The following is an 18,260-nucleotide window of genomic DNA, read 5'->3' on the forward strand; positions in this document are numbered from 1 at the left end:
ATTATCCACTCATGAAAGGATAGAATTTTAACATCTCGACTTCGCTCGATGTTAAAGCCGAGCGGAGTCGAGGCTTTAATCTAGATTATAAACTAGGGAAGAAGCAGCGATTGTTAGTAGTTAGTTGGATTTTTTGACAACTAATTACTAGCTTCGTTGATGTCTGCAATAATTAGACGCTCATAATCTGCACAAGCTGATCAGATAGTCGCTGAGCATTACCAAGAATCTTTTCGCTTTCAGTACGGATATGGTTGAGTTCTTGGTGTTCAGCTTCGTTCATAGCTTCGTTTCTTCCCCGCTTGTCGTTGAGTTCATATAAAGTCTTTTGGGTATTGTCAAGAAATGCCTCTACCTCTTGACGCAGTGTATGTTTTAGCATTTCAAAAGGATCTGCGATTTGTTGATCTATCTTTTGTGCCAAGTTTTCATTATTGATTCGGTCTTTAATTCCTTGTATAACCTTCTCCTTGTAATCCTTGCGGAAGTTTGCCACGCGATCGCCACTAAATACCAGTTTTGCTAGTTCGCCGCCTGTGAGAATAGACAAAAGTCCAGTAGCGATGACAACAGGCCAAAGTGCAGCTGCTGTTAATCCTACAGCTCCAGCAATTATTCCAGCCAAGAAAAACGTGCCAACACTAGCACCAGCACCAACGAGAGCGCCTTTGAATCCTGCTACACGGTATCCTGCCCAAATCCCACCAAATCCTGTAAACGTTGACAGAGCAGCAGATATTGCCTCTCCAGCACCATTTCTTTTGCGATCTGGACTGCCTTCAATCCCGTCGAATTCCATTTGAATGTTTGTAAGAGCCTGATCAACTGATTGAGCAAAATCTTTTAAACGCTCAACCTCTTGATCAATTCCTTCTTGAATTTTGCTTTGGATCTCGTCAGATAATTTATCTGAGGTACGTTGTAGAGCCTTAGAGACTTGAGCGCCTAGCTTTTTAGCTAGAGATTTTTTGTTACCCAGTTCTTTTGGCTCAATTTTTGTTGAGTCAATTGCTTCTTCCACTGCTTTTATTAATTTAGTAGGAAGCTCATAAATTAAAGGTCGAACTAATATCTTGACATTGGCAGCAGCGCCATCAATAAGTTTGAGTTCTTTTGTTTGTCTCTCTCGGATAGCAGCAATCTCATCCACACTTTTTTGATAAGCTACTTGGAACTCTTCATGCTTCATTAACAAAGCACTTTCTTGGATGCTGATAGTAGAAAGAATTTCTTTAGCAGAAGCTATTACTCTATTAGCAGGCACTTGCAAGAGAATTACCCCTCGCTCTTGTGTGAGAAATTTCTCTAATGCCGTCTCAAATTCTCGAAAGCCACTTTTAGTTAATGTAGCATCATCACCTTTTTGCTTGGCTTCTAAAGCTTGTTTGATATAAAGACCAAATACTTTAGGTTCACCAATCTTTTGTCTGTAAAGTTTATATTGCTCAGAATCGATACCATATTGTTCTTCAGCACGAGCAAATACATACTTTTGAATACGAGATCTAATACTCTGAAGTACACGATCTGCCTGTTCAGGTGTATAGTTATCCCAAATATTCACAACAAAGATAACGCGTCCTAAGTCATTTGTCAGCAATTTGTTTTCTAGTAAATCTCGCTCGAATTCAGAAAACGGTGATTGAGCTAAAATAACCATAATAGCTGCATCAACCTGGGGTAAAACTGACAAGGTAACTTCAGTCATATTTTGATCATCATTCAGCCCTGGCGTATCGATTACTTCGATATTATTTTGACAATAAGGTATTGGATAAGAGACAACAGCTTCTTTAATAGATTCAGCAGTTGTTTCAGACTCTGGAGTTAGTTTTGTCACATAATCACTTAGCTTATCAATAGGAACTTGTGTCTCTTCTCCATTTTTAAACACAATTTTTACAGAGGGAGTTACTCCATAAGTGACGCGGTTGAGTGTAGCAGAACAAGGTAAAATATCAGAAGGCAGAATTTCTTTACCTAGTAAAGCGTTGATAAAAGTACTTTTACCGCGTTTGAACTCACCAACAATAGCGATTGAAAAAGCTCTTTCTCCAATTCGTTTAAGGACTTCATCAATTAATTCAACTGATTTGATGAGCTTGAGCTTTTTAGAAAAATCACGCAATTTATTTAAGTCATCTACCAGTGTGCGCTCGACTTTATTGTATTCGATAACAGAATCAAGAGAGATAGTTTTAGTTTCTGTAAATGTCATTGCTCAATTCTCCTTTGAAATGTGAGTATGTATTGATAACAAAGCAAACGTATCTTATTAATAAGCACTATTTAAATTTACTTATTGATAAAAACGTCAGCTTTTTCTATATGTGTTTGCTCTGTAGCGATCGCAGAACTATTGGATTGGGAATTTAGAATTAATTTGCCTGCGTAAAGATACTTACCGACAGAATTCCCCAGAATCAAAAGTTACTAATCAAAATGTAAAAATGGATTCTTGTTTTTCATAATTCTAAAAAGACCAGCTTTTATGTAACTACTTAGTTAAGTTGTTCAGAAATGTTTTGTGCATAGCTAATAATTTGTTGAATTTCTACCTGCATTTGTCTAATTTCTTGATATTTAACTACAAGCTTAAATTCTTGATTTCCGTAAAATTCTGCTAACAAATTTTGAGATTCGTCTAACAATAAATTAATTTCTCTAGAGAATGAAGCCTGGAGTTTTTCTATTTGAGAACAAGCATGATAAATATAGTCATCAACAATTTGATCAATCTTCGTTGAATGAAGTTGATTTTCAATTACTGCTATCACTTGTGACTGATATTTTTCTTTGAACTTATTGGTATTCACACTATTACTCACTCCTGCACCTACAGCTGCACCTATAGCAGCACCTAAAGGGCCTCCTACAAAAAAACCAAGTGCAGCACCAGCGCCAGTTCCAATAACACCACTTGTTTTTTCTTCAAATACAAATATATCTGAACTACTAGGAAATAATGGAGGCAAAGCACCAACGTTTTCTTGGCTCACTTGCTCACAATTTTGATAAATTGAAGGTACAATATTCATTATTTTATTAAAAATTGTTGTATCCATTCCTAAATCAACAACTTCTTTCTTGATTTGCAGGATACCTTGGTAAAATAATTTAGCAAAATCCCTGATATTCACTAATGCTATACTCAATGCTTGCCGCGTTTTTGTCTGGATTTCTCTTGCAAAATCGTTGATTATATTTTGTATAACTTTAAAGATTTGACTAGCAAAATTGCTCTGCTCGGAAGCATTTATATTATTTGATTCAATCTCGTTTATGGCTGCTTGCTTAATTTTATTTTTTATTTGGTAACATAACGTATTTTTTTGCTGTTTAAGAGTTAAAAAAGTGTGACTAACTGATGTAATATTTTCATTTTTTTTATAACGTAGTGTATAAATTTGTTCATTGATCTTTTGGCTAAGTTGCTTCAACTTTACTTGTGACTGTTCTAGTTCAGTTTCTTGATTGGCAATAGATTTGAGAATTTCCGTAGCACAGTTAATTACTCGATTAGTAAATATTGGTAGCTGAATTAATCCCCGCTCTTGATTGAGCAGTGTTTTAAGAGCATATTCAAAATTAACAAAACAACTTTGAGCTAGTAATGGAATATTTTTAGTTGATTTAGCTTGTAAAGCTTGTAATGCAGAAATTCCCAAAATTTGAATTTTGCCAATCTTTCTCAGAGATTCTTGTGGATCAAGCTGTAATTTAGCCCATTCTAGAATGGAGCTTTCAACACGATTCTTAATTAAGTTGATTATTTGATTTACTTCTTCCAGGTTACTTAAAGCATCAATTTGGTTGACTACCAAGAGAACACGGCTAACACCTTTTGAGAGTAATTCATTTATCAAAAAATCTCCTTCAGTAATGCTAAAAGGTGAGATAGCAGAAATTACCATAATGACTAGATCGCATTTACTGATCACTTCATAAGTGATAGCAGTCATATCTGCATGATCATCTAAGCCAGGTGTGTCAATAATTTTGACATTATTCTGACAATAAGGTACTGGGTAATAAACCACAGCTTCTTTAATTTGTTTAGCTGTATCTTCTGATATTGAAGTCAGCTTAGTGATATAGTCACTCAATTGATCAAGTTCAATTTGTTGCTCACGACCGTCTTTAAAACAAATTTTAGCTCCTGGTGTTGCCCTATAAGTGATGTGGCTGAGAGTGGCTGTGGTAGCCAAAATATCAGAAGGCAATATTTCTTGCCCAAGCAAAGCGTTAATAAAGGTACTTTTACCGCGATTAAACGCTCCCACAACAGCAATTGAGAAAGAATTACTTTCAATGCGGTTTAGTACATCACTACTCAATTCAACTAAATCTGTAAAATTTAGTTTTTGAGATAAATATTGTAATCTTTTGAGAGTAGTTGTCAGGTTAAATATTACTTGTCTATAATTGATATAGGATGAATTAGATGGTAATTTCATGGAATATCTCTGTAGTTAGCACCTTGAATCTGCTTATCAAATGACATTTTTATATTTCATCTGATTTTTGACAAAATTGCTTTTTATATCGTGTTTAGAAAAACACTTATAAATAGGCTCGTAGTTGTGCTTTAGCACTCTTACTATCTATTGCGTTCAAGCGCAACTACAAACTTATATTTCATTTACAAGTAATTACTCTGACTTGATATTCTGATAAACTTTACCTTGTTATTTGCAGCTATAATTAATAACAAGTAGATAAGTCTATTACAAGGTTTTTTAGCTAAAAGCTTGGGTAATACCCCTGTATTAATGTGTAATTTAAATGAGTTTAAGCTGATTTATAGTGTTGTTGGATTACTGTAATAATGTCTGCTTTTAAAATTGACGCAGACTCAATCATTTGTTGCCATAGTGTTTCATTAGCTCCCACAATGGCATTTTCTTGAATTGCTGTATTTTTTACAGACTCCCAAATAGATTGGTGGCGTTTTGTATCTTCAATTAATTGACGATATAAATTATGCAGAGACTCTGATATATGCTGACAATGTTTATCAAATGCTTCGTCAACAATAACAGTCAATTTTTCTTCTATAGTTCGTCGTTGTTCGTCCAAAGTTTTGTTGACAAAAGTTTCACTTAGAAGTCCAACCCCCAGATTAGTAATGATACCAACAGGAGGGCCAAAAACATAACCACCAATCATCGCAGCACTGCTACCAATTCTTGCAAGCAGGTGATAGCGTTGGAGGTCAATAATTTCTAATTCTTCTGGCTCATGGTCAATATTTAAAGATTCACTAACTGAATCTAAAGGCTGAGCATATTTCCAATTTATTTGTATATCAAAAGCACGTGATACTTCCGACTGTAGCCACTCGAAATCACGGGCGATCGCTTTTAATAAAAAGTTCTCTGATTTCCGGCTCAGTATTGGAAATTCCAGGCGCACACGCGAAGGCAATTTCCGCTCCCACCATAATTTGGGATTGGGTGTTAGGTTGAGTTCAGAACAAAGCACTTTGATTAAATCGTCTTTAGCATTGAGAATTTTCTCCTGCAATTGCAGATAACATTGCTGGCTGCGATTATCTAGTTCATGCCGAATTTTTTGCCAATGAACTTCTGCTTGTTGTGCTTCTGCTTGTGCTTTTTGTAAAGCTTGCTCACGTGCAACTGGGTCTATGCGGGCAGATGCGATCGCATTTTCACCAATTTTGATCAAATTGCAGAGATGATCCGCTAATTGTCTTGCCACTTGTTGACTGCGCCATGCACGGCGATCGCCTTTGGATACCATTGTGGCAATTTGATTTTTTACTGCATCCATAACAAAAGCTTCTGTCTCGTCATTAACTGGGTGCAGTGGTAAAACAGGGATAGTTTCGGAAACTTCCGCCACTCGCCCTTGGATATGATCGAGTAGCCTAGTTCTCTGCTCCTTGGCAATTTCATCAAGATGGGAAACAACTACAAGTATGCAGTCGATGTGCCGTCCCATTACCAATTCTTTAAGAAAAGTAGCTTCTGTCATGCTCAAAGGTGCAATGGCACTAACAACCATTACCACCGCATCACTGCGATTGAGTAAATCACAAATCAGAGATGCACGATGCCCATTGAGATCGCCCGTACCAGGAGTGTCAATCAATTTAATATCAAGCGATCGCAACCAAGCATCGTCCAGACTTATCTGTACATCTGCAAAAACTTCTCTGTCATTACCTGTTGAATCTACTGTTAGTAAATCCTTCCATGAAGACTCTTCCACGGATCGCGCTTCTCTACGCTTTGGAGAAAAACGCACTTCCATGCGGTTGACCGAACCAGCAGTAACTGAGGTGAAGGTGGCTGTAGATGAAAGTTCATCCACATTAACTACAAATCGTTTTAATAACCGATTAATTAAAGTGCTTTTGCCACGATTAATTTCGCCCACTACAGCCAATTGAAAACCAGGTAAGAGCCAACGATTTTTTAGGGATTGGAGTTCATCAACTATACTCCCCAATTGAGATAATTCTGCTAGTTTCAGACTTTGATGCAGCCAAGGGTTAATCCACTCAGTTAAGTCGTGAGAATTTTCTAGAAGTAGAGTTGATGGTGATTTCGGTTTGGTTGCATTTATCGCTTCTACAGATTCAGAGACATTAGGATATTTGCAGACATCAAGAGCTTGGTTTTGATGAAGCATCAAAGGAATAGAAGTTTTATCTTCCCTTGGCTCTTTAACCAATTCTTTAACTTTTGGAGAAGGAACTTTTTCACTAGATTTATAATTATCTTTTGGGTCTCTAGGGCTGAATAAATTACTACTAGCAGTATCTATAGACCTGGAAACAGCAGTTTCTACAGACTGAGCAATGCCATCTCCAATAGCATTTATGACTTTTTCAATATTTGTATTAATAGTGTTTGACACTAAGGAATTAATCTGCTGGTCTGCTTTTTTACTAGATTTTTGTATTGGTTTATTCTCAATATTCTTTTCTACAGGTTCGTAGTCTCTTGATTGTAAAGCATATAAATCGGAAAATATTTCTAATTCTTCTACTAATTTTTGTTCATCTATTACTAGATTTTCGTCAATATTTTCTGAGAAATATTCACTATGAGTATATGTCAATTCTTGCTCAAATATTGATTTTGATTCATTTATAGTTTCAATATCAAACTCATTATAAACTTCGGAGCCTGTATTAATCAAATCTGAGGTTTCTTCACATTCCCAAACCGCGATTAAATCTGACTCACTTTCTAAACAATCAAATTCTTCTGCGGCTAAATCTATGTTAAATTCACTTTCATTTTGAACTAATTCTGAATCACCAATAAACCATTCATCAAAGGAATTTGAAAAAATATTATCAACCATACTAATTTCTCCCATGATTCAAGCGATGTAGATAATCAGGTAGTATCTTTTGGTACAACTATACTTGCGGATTACTTAACCATTAGCGGCGCTAATCCTATAAGTAACTACATCAAGAATCAAGGCAATTTCGGAATTATTAGCAAGAATTGCATATTTTTGCGGAACTTTAGTTAGAGCAAATGCATCTAAACTCTGTGTATCCTACCCAGTAAAGCTTTCATAAACTCGTCAATATAAATACGATGAGAGAGAATTGAAGAAATAGACAAGGGGACAAGGGCGACAGGGGGAGATTAAGAAAATAATTACTATTTTCTAACTCCTGTACAGACTCGTAGACGCTCGAAGAGCGGCTTCTCGTAAGAGTATAATCGCGTCTCTACTCCTGAATTCTTTCTAGTTAAAGGTCAAAATGTTCCTTGGGTAATTCCTCCATCCACTTGCAGCATGACTCCATTTACAAATGATGCAGCAGGTGAACAGAGAAAGACCGCGACATTGGCAAACTCTTCTGGTGTACCCATTCGACCTAAAGGAACAGCGGCATTCACGCTAGCGATTTCGGCTTCTTTGGTGTTACCAGTTTTAGCAATCCGGGCGGTGATTATTTCATCCACCCGTTCTGTGTATGTCCAGCCGGGTAAGATACTGTTGACACGAATTTGCTCGCTACCCAGTTCTTGACTGAGAGTTTTAGTTAAACCAATTACCGCTAGGCGAATGGAATTAGACAAAACCATATTCTGGGCTGGTTGTTTGGTTGTGGTTGAGGTGATAGTTAGAATTGCTGCTGCTGAAGATTTTTGTAAATGAGGCTGGGCGTACTTAATCAAGCGAACCGCACTTAGCAAAGTTAAATTAAATGATGTTTCCCAAGTTGCCAAATCGGTATCATTAAAAGTGCCAGCAGGCGGCCCCCCAGCATTGGTTACTAAGATATCCAAGCCGCCGAATTTCTCTACTGTGGCATTAATTATCCGCTCAATGTCTTCTTGGCGAGTCACATCTGCACGCAAAGCTAAGACTTCTGCACCTGTTTCGGTTTCAATCTCCGCCGCAGCTTTCTCAATTAATTCACTACGGGCGCAAATGGCAACTTTTGCACCCTCACGGGCAAATTGCCGTGCTGTAGCTTTGCCCAGACCTTTGCTAGCAGCTGTCACTAAGGCTACTTTACCCTTGAGTTGCAAATCCATAATTTTTCGTCTGCTTGTTTAACGTAACTGGAAGCCGAGGTTGTTGAGGGCTTCCCGTAAGCGATCGCGTCCTCTTAAAGATTCTACAGTTGCAATCCGCCCGGCTGAGTGTTCTGACCAATCACCAGGGATATTCATCTGTTGTTCAGTATAAAACTCTTTGATGATTTCGTTGTAGTGAGCGATCGCTTCTTCTTGCTCTGCCAATTTATAAGTTTCCCGGTGCAATATGGCTGTCTGAGGTAACCGTGGCTTAATCGCAGCCGGTACTTCCGGATTGGGATAACCCACACATAACCCAAATACCGCATACACAGAGGATGGCAAGTTGATGACTCTTGCTACTTCTTCCGGCTTGTTGCGAATCCCACCTATATATACTGTTCCCAATCCCAGGGATTCAGCAGCTACGGTTGCATTTTGTGCCGCCAAGGTAGCATCAATTGTCGCCATAACAAACATTTCTAAGTATTCCAGCGCATCGTTAGATATACCACGACTATCAGCTACATGAGCTATGCGAGCCAAATCTGCTAACCAAAGTAGGAATAAAGGAGCCTGTCTAATGTGCGCTTGATTACCCGCCAGCTTTGATAACTCGTCTTTACGCTCTTGATTTTCAACTGCTACCACACTCCATGTTTGCAGGTTAGATGAGGTAGATGCTGATTGAGCTGCTGCAACTAGCAATTCCAGAGTTCCTGGTGGTAGAGGATCGGATAGATAAGACCGGACTGAACGGTGAGATAGTAGTGTTTCCAGGGAGTCGTTCCATGCAATTTCCGGATTGAATGGGATTTCACCGTAGCGCGATCGCAGTAATTCTGTAGAATTTGTCATGATTGGTTGCCAATATTTACAATTTCAAAATTTTCTAGACGCGCCATAGCGCGTCTCTACATTATTTAAATTTTTGGTGAAAATGCTGCGTATTGTTCTTTGGTTAATACTGCATCCCTCACATTAACTTGTTTGGGTATCAACTTCAATTGATAGTATGTATCGGCAACTTGTTGTTGTAATCCTATCAGATTCTCGTCAATTGGCACAATACCAAAAGTACGTCTATTAGTTGCCTTTCTCATTGTCTCTATGTCAATTCCTAACACAGGTGATAGAGTTTGGGCTACCTCTTCTCGATGCTGTTTAGACCATTCTTCGAGTTTTTGAATTTCTTCTAACATTGCTTTGACAGTTTGGGGATTTTCAGTGGCAAACTTACGGGTTGCCAAGTAATACCCGCCCTGTTTATTAATGCCAGTACCATCGATGAGAACTCTCGCTTTAGTTGCCTCTTGGGCTGCTGCATAGAAAGGATCCCAAATTACCCAAGCATCTATACTACCTTTAACAAATGCCGCACGGGCATCAGCAGGTGGTAAATATATAGGTTGAATCTCACTGTATTTGACTCCCCCTTTTTCTAGAGCTTGAACTAATAATAAATGAGCGCTAGAACCTTTTTGAAAAGCAATTTTTTTCCCTTTGAGGTCAGCCAGTTTTTGAATTTGCGAATTCTGAGGAACGAGAATCGCCGAACCAGCAGGACTAGACGCAATACCAGCAATGTAAGTTAACGATGCTCCTGCTGCTTGGGCAAATATTGGTGGTGATTCTCCTACGTGTCCAACATCAATACTACCCACGTTCATCGCTTCTAGTAGTTGAGGCCCTGCGGGGAATTCAATCCATTGCACAGATACACCTTCTGGCGATAACCGCTTTTCTAATATACCTTTGGTTTTCAATAAAATATTCGATTTTTGATAGCCAAATCGTAATACATTTGCTTTGCTAGGAGCGGAATTGCTAACAGATGTAGCACTGGTATTAGGAGAATTAACAGTTGATGGTGATGAACAGGCAGCAAATAGCAAGCTGAGACCAAGACCTGTTAAAAAAGCCCCTATTATCGGGATAGAAAAGAAAGAGGATAAAGATTTTTTTTTGTTACTAAATACAAGACTCCGAGATTTTACAAACGATATCCATTTGGGAATTAGATGGCGAAAAATCAAACTAATCATCGGTATCATGCCTTTGCGCTCTATAAAATACTATAAACCTACGGGTTTACAGTAGAATATAAAATTTTCAGAGAGTCTTGACATACTATGAGTGTGAAATATCAACAAATCTGATACCTATTGACTGTTCACTGATTTAATATATGGAGATAAGCAACGATATGCTCTTGCAACTTGCCATCCGTGCTGCTAGCGAGGTTGCAGAAGAGCAGAGACTTTCGTTTGATCGGGCGATCGCTTTGCGCCACCGGAGCAATACAATTGTGCATTTATATCCAACTTCTGTGGTTGCACGTGTGGCGACGACAACGAGTGCTGTTCGTCAAGGTGAGGCATGGCTAGCCCGTGAAGTCGCAGTGGCGCGTCATTTGGTAGATGTCGGCGCACCAGCGATCGCTCCCAGCCCAGAGATTGAGCCTGGCCCTCATCAGCACCTTGGTCTGGTGTTGAGCTTCTGGGAATTTGTTGAAGAATTGGACGAACCGATAGACCCGTATGCAGCAGGTCGGGCGTTGCGGATTTGCCATGAGGCATTGGAAAATTTTCAGGGAGATTTGCCGAGACTTGGTGGTATTGAAGAAGCTGAGCAGATTCTTTCCCGTTTAAGTGCTGAGGCGGCACTTCCCACTAGTGACATTGATATGCTGTATCAAGTCAGCCAGCGATCGCAACGCGAACTATCTCAGTTACCCATGCAACCATTGCACGGCGACGCGCATTTACGCAACGTACTCAATACCAAGCGCGGATTGCTGTGGGGTGATTGGGAAGATACTTTTATGGGGCCTATCGGTTGGGACTTAGCTTGCCTCCTTGCGTCCTCGCGCATATTTGGGACAGATATCGATAAAGCCACAGCAGCATTTAACGGCTATAACCCATCTATTAAAGATGAGCATTTAGATTTGTGCATTGAGGCTCGTGCTTTTTGTGTTTTAGTCTGGGCAATCATTATCAACCAACAGCAACCACTCCCTGAAAGAGATGAAGGCATTCAAACACGTCTTAGCTGGTTTGGCGATCGCATAATTCGTAATTCGTAATGGGCTACGCTAACGTAATTCGTAATTAAAAAAGTTAGATTGTATAAAGTTATTTTTCTTAATCAAGTAAATCGGGTTCTTCGCGGACAATGCGATCGTAAAGTGGCTGGAAGCTAAACCACCCACTTATAGGCGAACCCACTTGAGTTTGTGTTAACCGCGCGGTTTCGTGTTGGATTGATTTGGGTCTACCCGCAGCTTCTGCTAAAAGTTGCGCTTGACACGATCGCTCTAAGGTAATGTACCAAAAGGCAGCTTCATCAACCGTATGTCCTACAGTCAAAATGCCGTGGTTACGCAAAATGAGTGCTTTCTTTGGGCCTAAAGTTTCAGCCAGTCGCTGACCTTCAGAGGTATCTAAAACGACACCTGTGTAATCATCAAACAACGCATGGTCTTCGTAAAAAGCACAAGAATCTTGAGTGAGTGGGTCAAGCGGGAGACCCAAGCTAGACCAAGCTTTACCATAAATAGAGTGAGCGTGTGCAGCTGCTACTACATCAGGTCTAGCTTCATGAATCTGGGAATGGATCGCAAAGGCAGCTCGATTCACCAGAGCATCCCCTTTTACCACTTCGCCTTCTTTATTCACTAAAATCAGGTCAGAAACTCGGATGTGACCGAAGTAAGTTCCTAATGGATTCACCCAAAAATGGTCTGTGAATTCCGGGTCACGAGCTGTAATATGACCAGCGATTCCTTCATTGAAGCCAAATCGACCAAACAGGCGAAAGGCTGCGGCTAGACGTTGTTTGCGGTGCAGGCGTTCTTCCTCAACTCGCTCGAATACGGGAGGTTGCGGTCTATCGAATTTGGGCATTTTCTTTTTCCTCTTCCTCTTTGCAGGGGGCGTTAGAATATCCAGAGCGAAACGACTTTACGCTGTCAACTTCTGGGATAAACTGGTGACGCCAGACGCAGCCAGTATCATTGCCCAAAAGATGGATAGAGACAGATGCACTCTGGGATGTAGTTGTGACGGCGTGAATATCACCATCAGGGGGTAACAGGCTGTAAATATCGCCAGGTTGCAGCGATCGCACTTCGGTTATTTGTAATTGTGCGTGTCCTGCTAACGAACCGTTATCTACACGGCGATAGACTGTTTCCTTTTGATTACCTCTGTATAAGCCAATCAATCCCCAAGCGAGATGGTCGTGAACAGGTGTTGTTGAGCCAGGAGGAATCACCAAGCTGAAGATAGACAAAGACCTGTCTTTAGCCCGATAAAGCAGCCATTGACCAATACCACCACCCATTCTGCTTTCTGGATTAACTTGAGCGAACTGTTCTGGTAACCATTCTTGTTGAGCAAGCAACTCTTGAAAAAATGGTTCCAGTCTAGCTAGAGTTTGTGAGCGGTCATCAGCAGTCCTAACGCTAATTTCTCGCACTGTAGCTACAAAAGAGCGCAGTTCCTGACTTTCAATAAACCATTGGTCTTCTGGTAGCGGTTCCAGGATAGTCTGGTTTGTCATCTATATACACCTCCGCTTGGGAAGCGGTTGACATCTATACCAATTTTTTTGCCTTTGCTGACAATATTACTAGTTGTGTTGACACTAGGGTTAATTTTAAAGCCAAGTTCCTCAAGGTTTGGGTGGGAAAGGTCTTCTTTCAGGATGATGGTGAAAGGATATCGCTGAAATACACTTGCTTTACCTTGTGACAACAACAGCCTAGCACGACTGATCCTTACTGGGTATAAAGGTTGTCGATTAGCATCTAGAATGAGAACTTTAGTCATAATGATATAATTCTTAATTCAGAAAGTTAGATTTAATCAAAAGAACTCAGAAGCCAGAATAGACCTATTGCAAAAGTCCCTAAGACCCCAACCCCTCCCCTTACCAAGGGGAGGGGAGCGTTTGCGTCAGCAAATGCGGGGTGGGGTTCTTTATTTTTGATTTATGCAAGAGGTCTAATCTGGGTTTCCCGATTTGCATTCACTCATTGCTCAGCACTCAGCTTCTAATTCAGTTACTAAGCAACAACGGTTGCTTGTCGCTCCCGCCGTTGTACTTCTGCACGAACTAGCGGAATCACATCACGACCGTAAGCGATCGCATCTTGCAGCGGATCAAATCCTCTAATTAATAGAGTTGTCACTCCCGCTTCGTAATAATCCACTAAAGATTCTGCTACTTGTTCCGGAGTACCTACTAAGGCGGTAGTATTACCGTAAGCACCAGTTGCAGCGGCAATTGGTGTCCACAAGCGTTTATCGTAGATTTCGCTTTCTCTGGCAAACTCTAGCAAACGCTGAGAACCCTCTGCTTGCGGTCGTGCTGAGTTCAAATATGGGCTTCCTGGTGGTAAATTTCCCGTATTGCTAGCTCTAATTTCCTTGACCCGTGAGAGGATTGAGTGCGCCCGTTCCCACGCCTTTGCTTCAGTATCACCGAGAATCGGTCGTAGCGAGACGCTGAACCGAGGGAAGCGTCCTGGCGGTGTTGCTGCTTTGACTTCACGTATCCGTTCTTTCACGGCTGCGATCGGTTCTCCCCACATGGCGTAGACATCGCTATGTTTTGCGCCCACAGGTACTGCTGCACCAGAAGCTCCGCCAAAGTAGAGTGGTATGTGAGGCTGTTGTACAGGCTTCACATCTGAAAAAGCATTTTTCACACGGTAGAATTCGCCTTCATAGTCGAAGGGAATATTACTAGTCCACACTCGACGCAGGATGTCGAGGTACTCATCTGTGCGGCGATAACGGGTATCGTGGTCAAGCCAATCACCGTCGCGTTGCTGTTCAGCATCACTACCACCTGTAATAATATGTACAGCAATGCGACCATTGGTAAAATGATCCAAGGTTGCTGCTTTGCGTGCGAAGAGTGTCGGAGCCACAAAACCAGGGCGATGTGCGATTAAAAACTTCAACCGCTCTGTGGCAGCTGCCGCAAACGCAGCTACAGTTAAGCCATCTGGGCCAGTTGAGCCATAACCAACCAGTACCCGGTCAAAGCCGCCATCTTCATGGGCTTTAGCAAACTTGCGTACATAAGCAGAATCTATCGAACCGCCTGTAATAGAGACTGTCGGCCCATCCAACTCAGATAATTGTCGTGTGCCAATCATCCCAATAAATTCAACTGGCATAGGACTCTCCTAAAAAATTACAACCTGCCAAAGTGAAAAAAACTCAATTAATACCAATTCCCTAAATTTCAGTTAACAACCATTCCCCCTGCCCTCTCCCTCTACTTAGCTGTAGGGCAAACAGCGGCGGCAATATCTACTTTTTTGGTAATAATTTTTTGCTCTAGCATCCAGTCAGCAGACTTTTGGATATTGACAATATCGGTAGCACTAGGAATAACAATTTGCAGTGGCCCCTGATTGAGAGTTACTTGCTTGGCTACAGCAGGAGCAATTTTCAGATCCTTGGACAGGAAGCCTGCTGCTTCGGCAGTATGTCCATTCAACCATTGAGCTTCTTGGTTGAGAGCGCTAAGAGCAGCTTTCACAGCAACGGGATTTTGCGTTGCCGCTTCATTACGCACGAGCATGAGGCTGTAACCTGGGGCAGGATGGGTTGTGGTAATTCTCCTCGCACCATGTTCCAGTTGTGCAATTGAAATATACGGTTCCCAGACTGCCCAAGCATCTACAGTTCCTTGGTAAAGGGCTGGTGCAGCATCAATAGGGCCTAAATAAACACGTTGAACTTTTTCTTTAGGGATTTTCTCTTTTTCTAAGACTTTTAATAAAAGTTGCTCACCTGCACCACCTTGATTAACAGCAACTTTTTTACCTACAAGGTCAGCAGGTTTACGAATAGAAGAATCACCACGCACTAGAATCGCATTCGCTAATGAATCGGTTCTGGGTGGTTGTACTGCTCCGATACAGATAGACTGTCCAGCTGCGATCGCTGATATCCCCGGAATATCTCCGCACCCACCAATATCAGATTTATTAGCATTGATAGCTTGGAGTAAAGAAGCACAGCGGTCAAATGGCCCAGTCCATTCAACTTTGATGTTCTGAGTACTCAATTCCCGATCTAACTCCCCTCGTTGACGTGCGATTGGAGCCAGACCCCCTTTTTGATATCCCAAACGAATCACGCTGCTTTTTTCTTGAGTCTGGTTACTGACATTTGTGACATTACTATTTGCAGAGTTAGTAGAAGTACAGCCCGAAATTCCCAAGCTTAGCCAGGAACTAACAAGTACTAAAGCACTCAGTCTTTGACCTGAATGTTGTAACAAAGAGAATAAGAACTGTTGAAACTGATTCAACAACTTTGTATAACTCCTTAAACTATAAGGATGAGAGTCTAGAGGTAAACTCCAGGACTCTCGTCGTGGCCGCTTTTTAGCTGTGACATCAGTTCTTCTAAAACAACGATAACTCGGTCGAGTAACCGTAGTTTTAGAATACAAGCAAAAATTATCACAGACAAATACAAAAAGCAAGGGGTGTGGGGATTAGGGATTGGGGACTGGGGATTGGGTATTGCTTAATTCTTCTCATCCCCCTCATTTCTCCCATTCCTACTTACCCGTTGGACAAACAGCAGCAGCAACATCCACCTTATGTGGCAGAATCTTTTGCTCTAGCATCCAGTCGGCTGTCTTCTGGATTTTGGCAATATCTTTAACTAAACGGTATTGACGTATGGGGTGTAGAGAAAGAATTAACTCTCGATTCTGCCTACACCCATAGTTTTCAAATACGCGGAAGTGGAAATTCTTGATTCAGCGCCCATTTGCCTACTTCTCGCACTTTATAAGCCAGGGGATCATGAAGAGTCAGTGTGCGAAGATTCCGCCAGTAACGGTCAAAGCCATATTCTTTTGCTGTGGCTCTTGCTCCCATTACCTCAAATATCTGGCTACTGACTTCTAGCCCTATGCGTGTGACAAAAGCAGTCGCAGTGGTAATAGCGATCGCACTTTCACCAAACTCATCAGCTGTAAGTTTAGCGTCCCTTTCCCATGCTATTTGGAACTTCTCGGCAGCTTGATCTGTTAAAACGCTGGCTGCACTGAGGTTAACCCAGAGGTTGCCATAAGTCTGCAAAACATAGGGATCAGCAGTTGCACTTTCAACACCTGATGTTAGCCAAGGTTTGGTTTCGCTAGTGGTGTATTTCTTAGCTTGCTCGAATGCACCTAGAGCAATTCCTAGCAAAATATTCGCCCTGACTAAATGAGAAATATGAATTCGCAGAGCGGCAAAAGGACTACCCAATATCTCTGGAGATGCGAGAATCTCAAATTTTTTAACTAATACGTTAGAAAAACTTACACTACCACTATCTGTTTGCCGTTGCCCGATATTGTCCCAGTCATCATGGATTGTGATTCCATGACTGAAAGTCGGGATGGCAACTACTACTGGTTTAGATTCCCCTGCTGGTCGTGCTGAGACTGTCAGCATATCAGAATCTTTAGCACCAGAACAAAAGCTCTTAATGCCGTTAAGCCGAAAGTTTTGACCATCAGGAGTGAGAATCAGCCGTTGATCGAGTGGGTTAAGCGCATTTCCCCAAAACCAGTTATTTCTAGCTGTCCATGAGTAATAATTCTGTTTTTGTTCTAAGCTGCCATATAAGTGAGGTGTAATTACCTGCAAATGGTGATAACCAAAGAGATGAGCAATCGAACTATCTACTTGGGCGAACTCACGCACAATTTTTAGTGTTGTGATCCAGGTTTCTCCCAGTCCGCCATATCTTTCGGGAATTACTAATTTTAGCAACCCACTTTGCCGTAAGCGATCGCGTTCATACTTTGCAGTACCGCCTTCTTTGTCCCTTTCTAAGGCAGTCTTGGCAAATACTGGTAATAAAGAAGTAGCTAGCTTAATATAATCCTGAGATTCTTTGATAGCTAATAGCATGATGGGTCTCTTAACGTAGCCTCACTAACTGAAAACTTTTGTAAATGCACATCAGCTGACTTAAACCTTGCATCTACACCTCAGAATAAAATTCTGGGCTACACAAACGAAATCTGCTTTGAATTTCTTACCCAAAGCTTCCTCCGAGTCTTCCTTGGAGGTGCAACGCTCGCTAGGATTTCAGAGTTTTGTTTGTGTGCAAGATGAATCGCAGTTTCTAATTGCCTAATGCAAGATGTGATTTGAGAAACATTCTTTTTGTGAACATTTCTTAAGTCTTAAGCCTGAAGATTCTCAGGATATTCTACTATAACTACGGTAAATCGATTGATTTACAGTATTTTGTAGCTATACAGAAAGGAGCATTTCACAAAAAATTAATTGCACCAAGCGACTTCAGTCGCGGCTACACAGGCAAAACCCGCCTTTGAGGGTTCCAAACCCTTGGTTTTCCGTCAGTCCGCAAGGCGGACTTTGTTTGTATAGCCACGAATTCCATTCGTTGGGGTTAGATGCAAGATATAAGTTACTCGAATTGAGTTCTTTATCTGATTAATCTATGTAATAATAAGCAGTTAAAACAATTAAGTACGTTTTTTCTACCGACTTACCGTAGTAATAGCGAATTTAAATTTTGCTGAAAAGCTTTTATGGCTTTTGTCCAGATAGAGTAATGCTTTCAAAAGCCTTTTAGTGTGTAATTAAAATCGTAAGAAATCAAATGTAAAATATTGAGCAAACATAGAAATATCTTATAACAAAGATATACAAATCTGATTTTTAAATCAGTACTAACA

Annotated in this window: 14 protein-coding genes; 2 read left to right on the top strand and 12 right to left on the bottom strand. The window is 40.7% G+C overall.

Translation table 11 applies throughout. From position 1 onward, the window contains the following. Positions 1–172: 172 nt before the first annotated feature. The 6 genes from WKK05_RS03075 to WKK05_RS03100 all read right to left on the bottom strand — a co-directional run bounded on the left by WKK05_RS03075 (position 173) and on the right by WKK05_RS03100 (position 10,414). A complete protein-coding gene (locus tag WKK05_RS03075; RefSeq protein ID WP_341528342.1) occupies positions 173–2,218 on the bottom strand; it encodes a dynamin family protein in 2,046 nt (681 codons plus the stop codon). Between the two features lie 283 nt (positions 2,219–2,501). Next, entirely contained in the window at positions 2,502–4,457 is a 1,956-nt protein-coding gene (locus tag WKK05_RS03080; RefSeq protein ID WP_341528343.1) for a dynamin family protein, read from the bottom strand. Between the two features lie 334 nt (positions 4,458–4,791). Further along, complete coding sequence (locus WKK05_RS03085) at positions 4,792–7,338, bottom strand: dynamin family protein (protein ID WP_341528344.1); 2,547 nt, start codon at positions 7,336–7,338, stop codon at positions 4,792–4,794. 410 nt (positions 7,339–7,748) lie between these two features. Then, positions 7,749–8,537, bottom strand: coding sequence for an SDR family oxidoreductase (locus tag WKK05_RS03090; protein WP_341528345.1), 789 nt, complete (start codon positions 8,535–8,537; stop codon positions 7,749–7,751). 18 nt (positions 8,538–8,555) lie between these two features. Further along, positions 8,556–9,377, bottom strand: coding sequence for an NADPH-dependent oxidoreductase (locus WKK05_RS03095; protein ID WP_341528346.1), 822 nt, complete (start codon positions 9,375–9,377; stop codon positions 8,556–8,558). Positions 9,378–9,442: 65 nt separating this feature from the next. Next, complete coding sequence (locus WKK05_RS03100; RefSeq protein ID WP_341531011.1) at positions 9,443–10,414, bottom strand: sulfonate ABC transporter substrate-binding protein; 972 nt, start codon at positions 10,412–10,414, stop codon at positions 9,443–9,445. On the opposite strand from WKK05_RS03100, the gene WKK05_RS03105 reads away from it, so the two are divergent. Together WKK05_RS03105 and WKK05_RS03110 are read left to right on the top strand one after the other, a co-directional pair. Next, entirely contained in the window at positions 10,344–10,619 is a 276-nt protein-coding gene (locus WKK05_RS03105; RefSeq protein ID WP_341531297.1) for a hypothetical protein, read from the top strand. The genes WKK05_RS03100 and WKK05_RS03105 overlap by 71 nt on opposite strands. Positions 10,620–10,725: 106 nt before the next feature. Then, on the top strand, positions 10,726–11,607 hold the full coding sequence (locus WKK05_RS03110) for an aminoglycoside phosphotransferase family protein (RefSeq protein ID WP_341528347.1): 882 nt from the start codon (positions 10,726–10,728) through the stop codon (positions 11,605–11,607). 58 nt (positions 11,608–11,665) lie between these two features. Here WKK05_RS03110 and WKK05_RS03115 read toward each other — a convergent pair whose 3' ends face one another. The 6 genes from WKK05_RS03115 to WKK05_RS03140 all read right to left on the bottom strand — a co-directional run bounded on the left by WKK05_RS03115 (position 11,666) and on the right by WKK05_RS03140 (position 17,463). Beyond that, positions 11,666–12,427 (bottom strand): class II aldolase/adducin family protein, encoded by a 762-nt coding sequence (locus WKK05_RS03115; protein WP_341528348.1) that lies wholly within the window; start codon positions 12,425–12,427, stop codon positions 11,666–11,668. Further along, positions 12,411–13,085 carry a hypothetical protein gene (locus tag WKK05_RS03120; RefSeq protein ID WP_341528349.1) on the bottom strand — a complete coding sequence of 225 codons (675 nt, stop codon included), beginning with the start codon at positions 13,083–13,085 and terminating at the stop codon, positions 12,411–12,413. The genes WKK05_RS03115 and WKK05_RS03120 overlap by 17 nt, the downstream gene beginning before the upstream one ends. Then, positions 13,082–13,354 carry an RRXRR domain-containing protein gene (locus WKK05_RS03125; protein ID WP_341528350.1) on the bottom strand — a complete coding sequence of 91 codons (273 nt, stop codon included), beginning with the start codon at positions 13,352–13,354 and terminating at the stop codon, positions 13,082–13,084. Before WKK05_RS03125 ends, WKK05_RS03120 begins: the two co-directional genes overlap by 4 nt. 236 nt (positions 13,355–13,590) lie before the next feature. After that, entirely contained in the window at positions 13,591–14,712 is a 1,122-nt protein-coding gene (locus WKK05_RS03130; protein ID WP_341528351.1) for an LLM class flavin-dependent oxidoreductase, read from the bottom strand. Between the two features lie 101 nt (positions 14,713–14,813). After that, complete coding sequence (locus tag WKK05_RS03135; RefSeq protein ID WP_341528352.1) at positions 14,814–15,860, bottom strand: aliphatic sulfonate ABC transporter substrate-binding protein; 1,047 nt, start codon at positions 15,858–15,860, stop codon at positions 14,814–14,816. A 427-nt stretch (positions 15,861–16,287) separates the two neighbouring features. Beyond that, positions 16,288–17,463, bottom strand: a complete 1,176-nt coding sequence (locus tag WKK05_RS03140; RefSeq protein ID WP_341528353.1) for an acyl-CoA dehydrogenase family protein — start codon at positions 17,461–17,463, stop codon at positions 16,288–16,290. Between the last annotated feature and the right edge of the window lie 797 nt (positions 17,464–18,260).

This window comes from Nostoc sp. UHCC 0302 (genome assembly GCF_038096175.1).
Lineage (GTDB): Bacteria > Cyanobacteriota > Cyanobacteriia > Cyanobacteriales > Nostocaceae > UHCC-0302.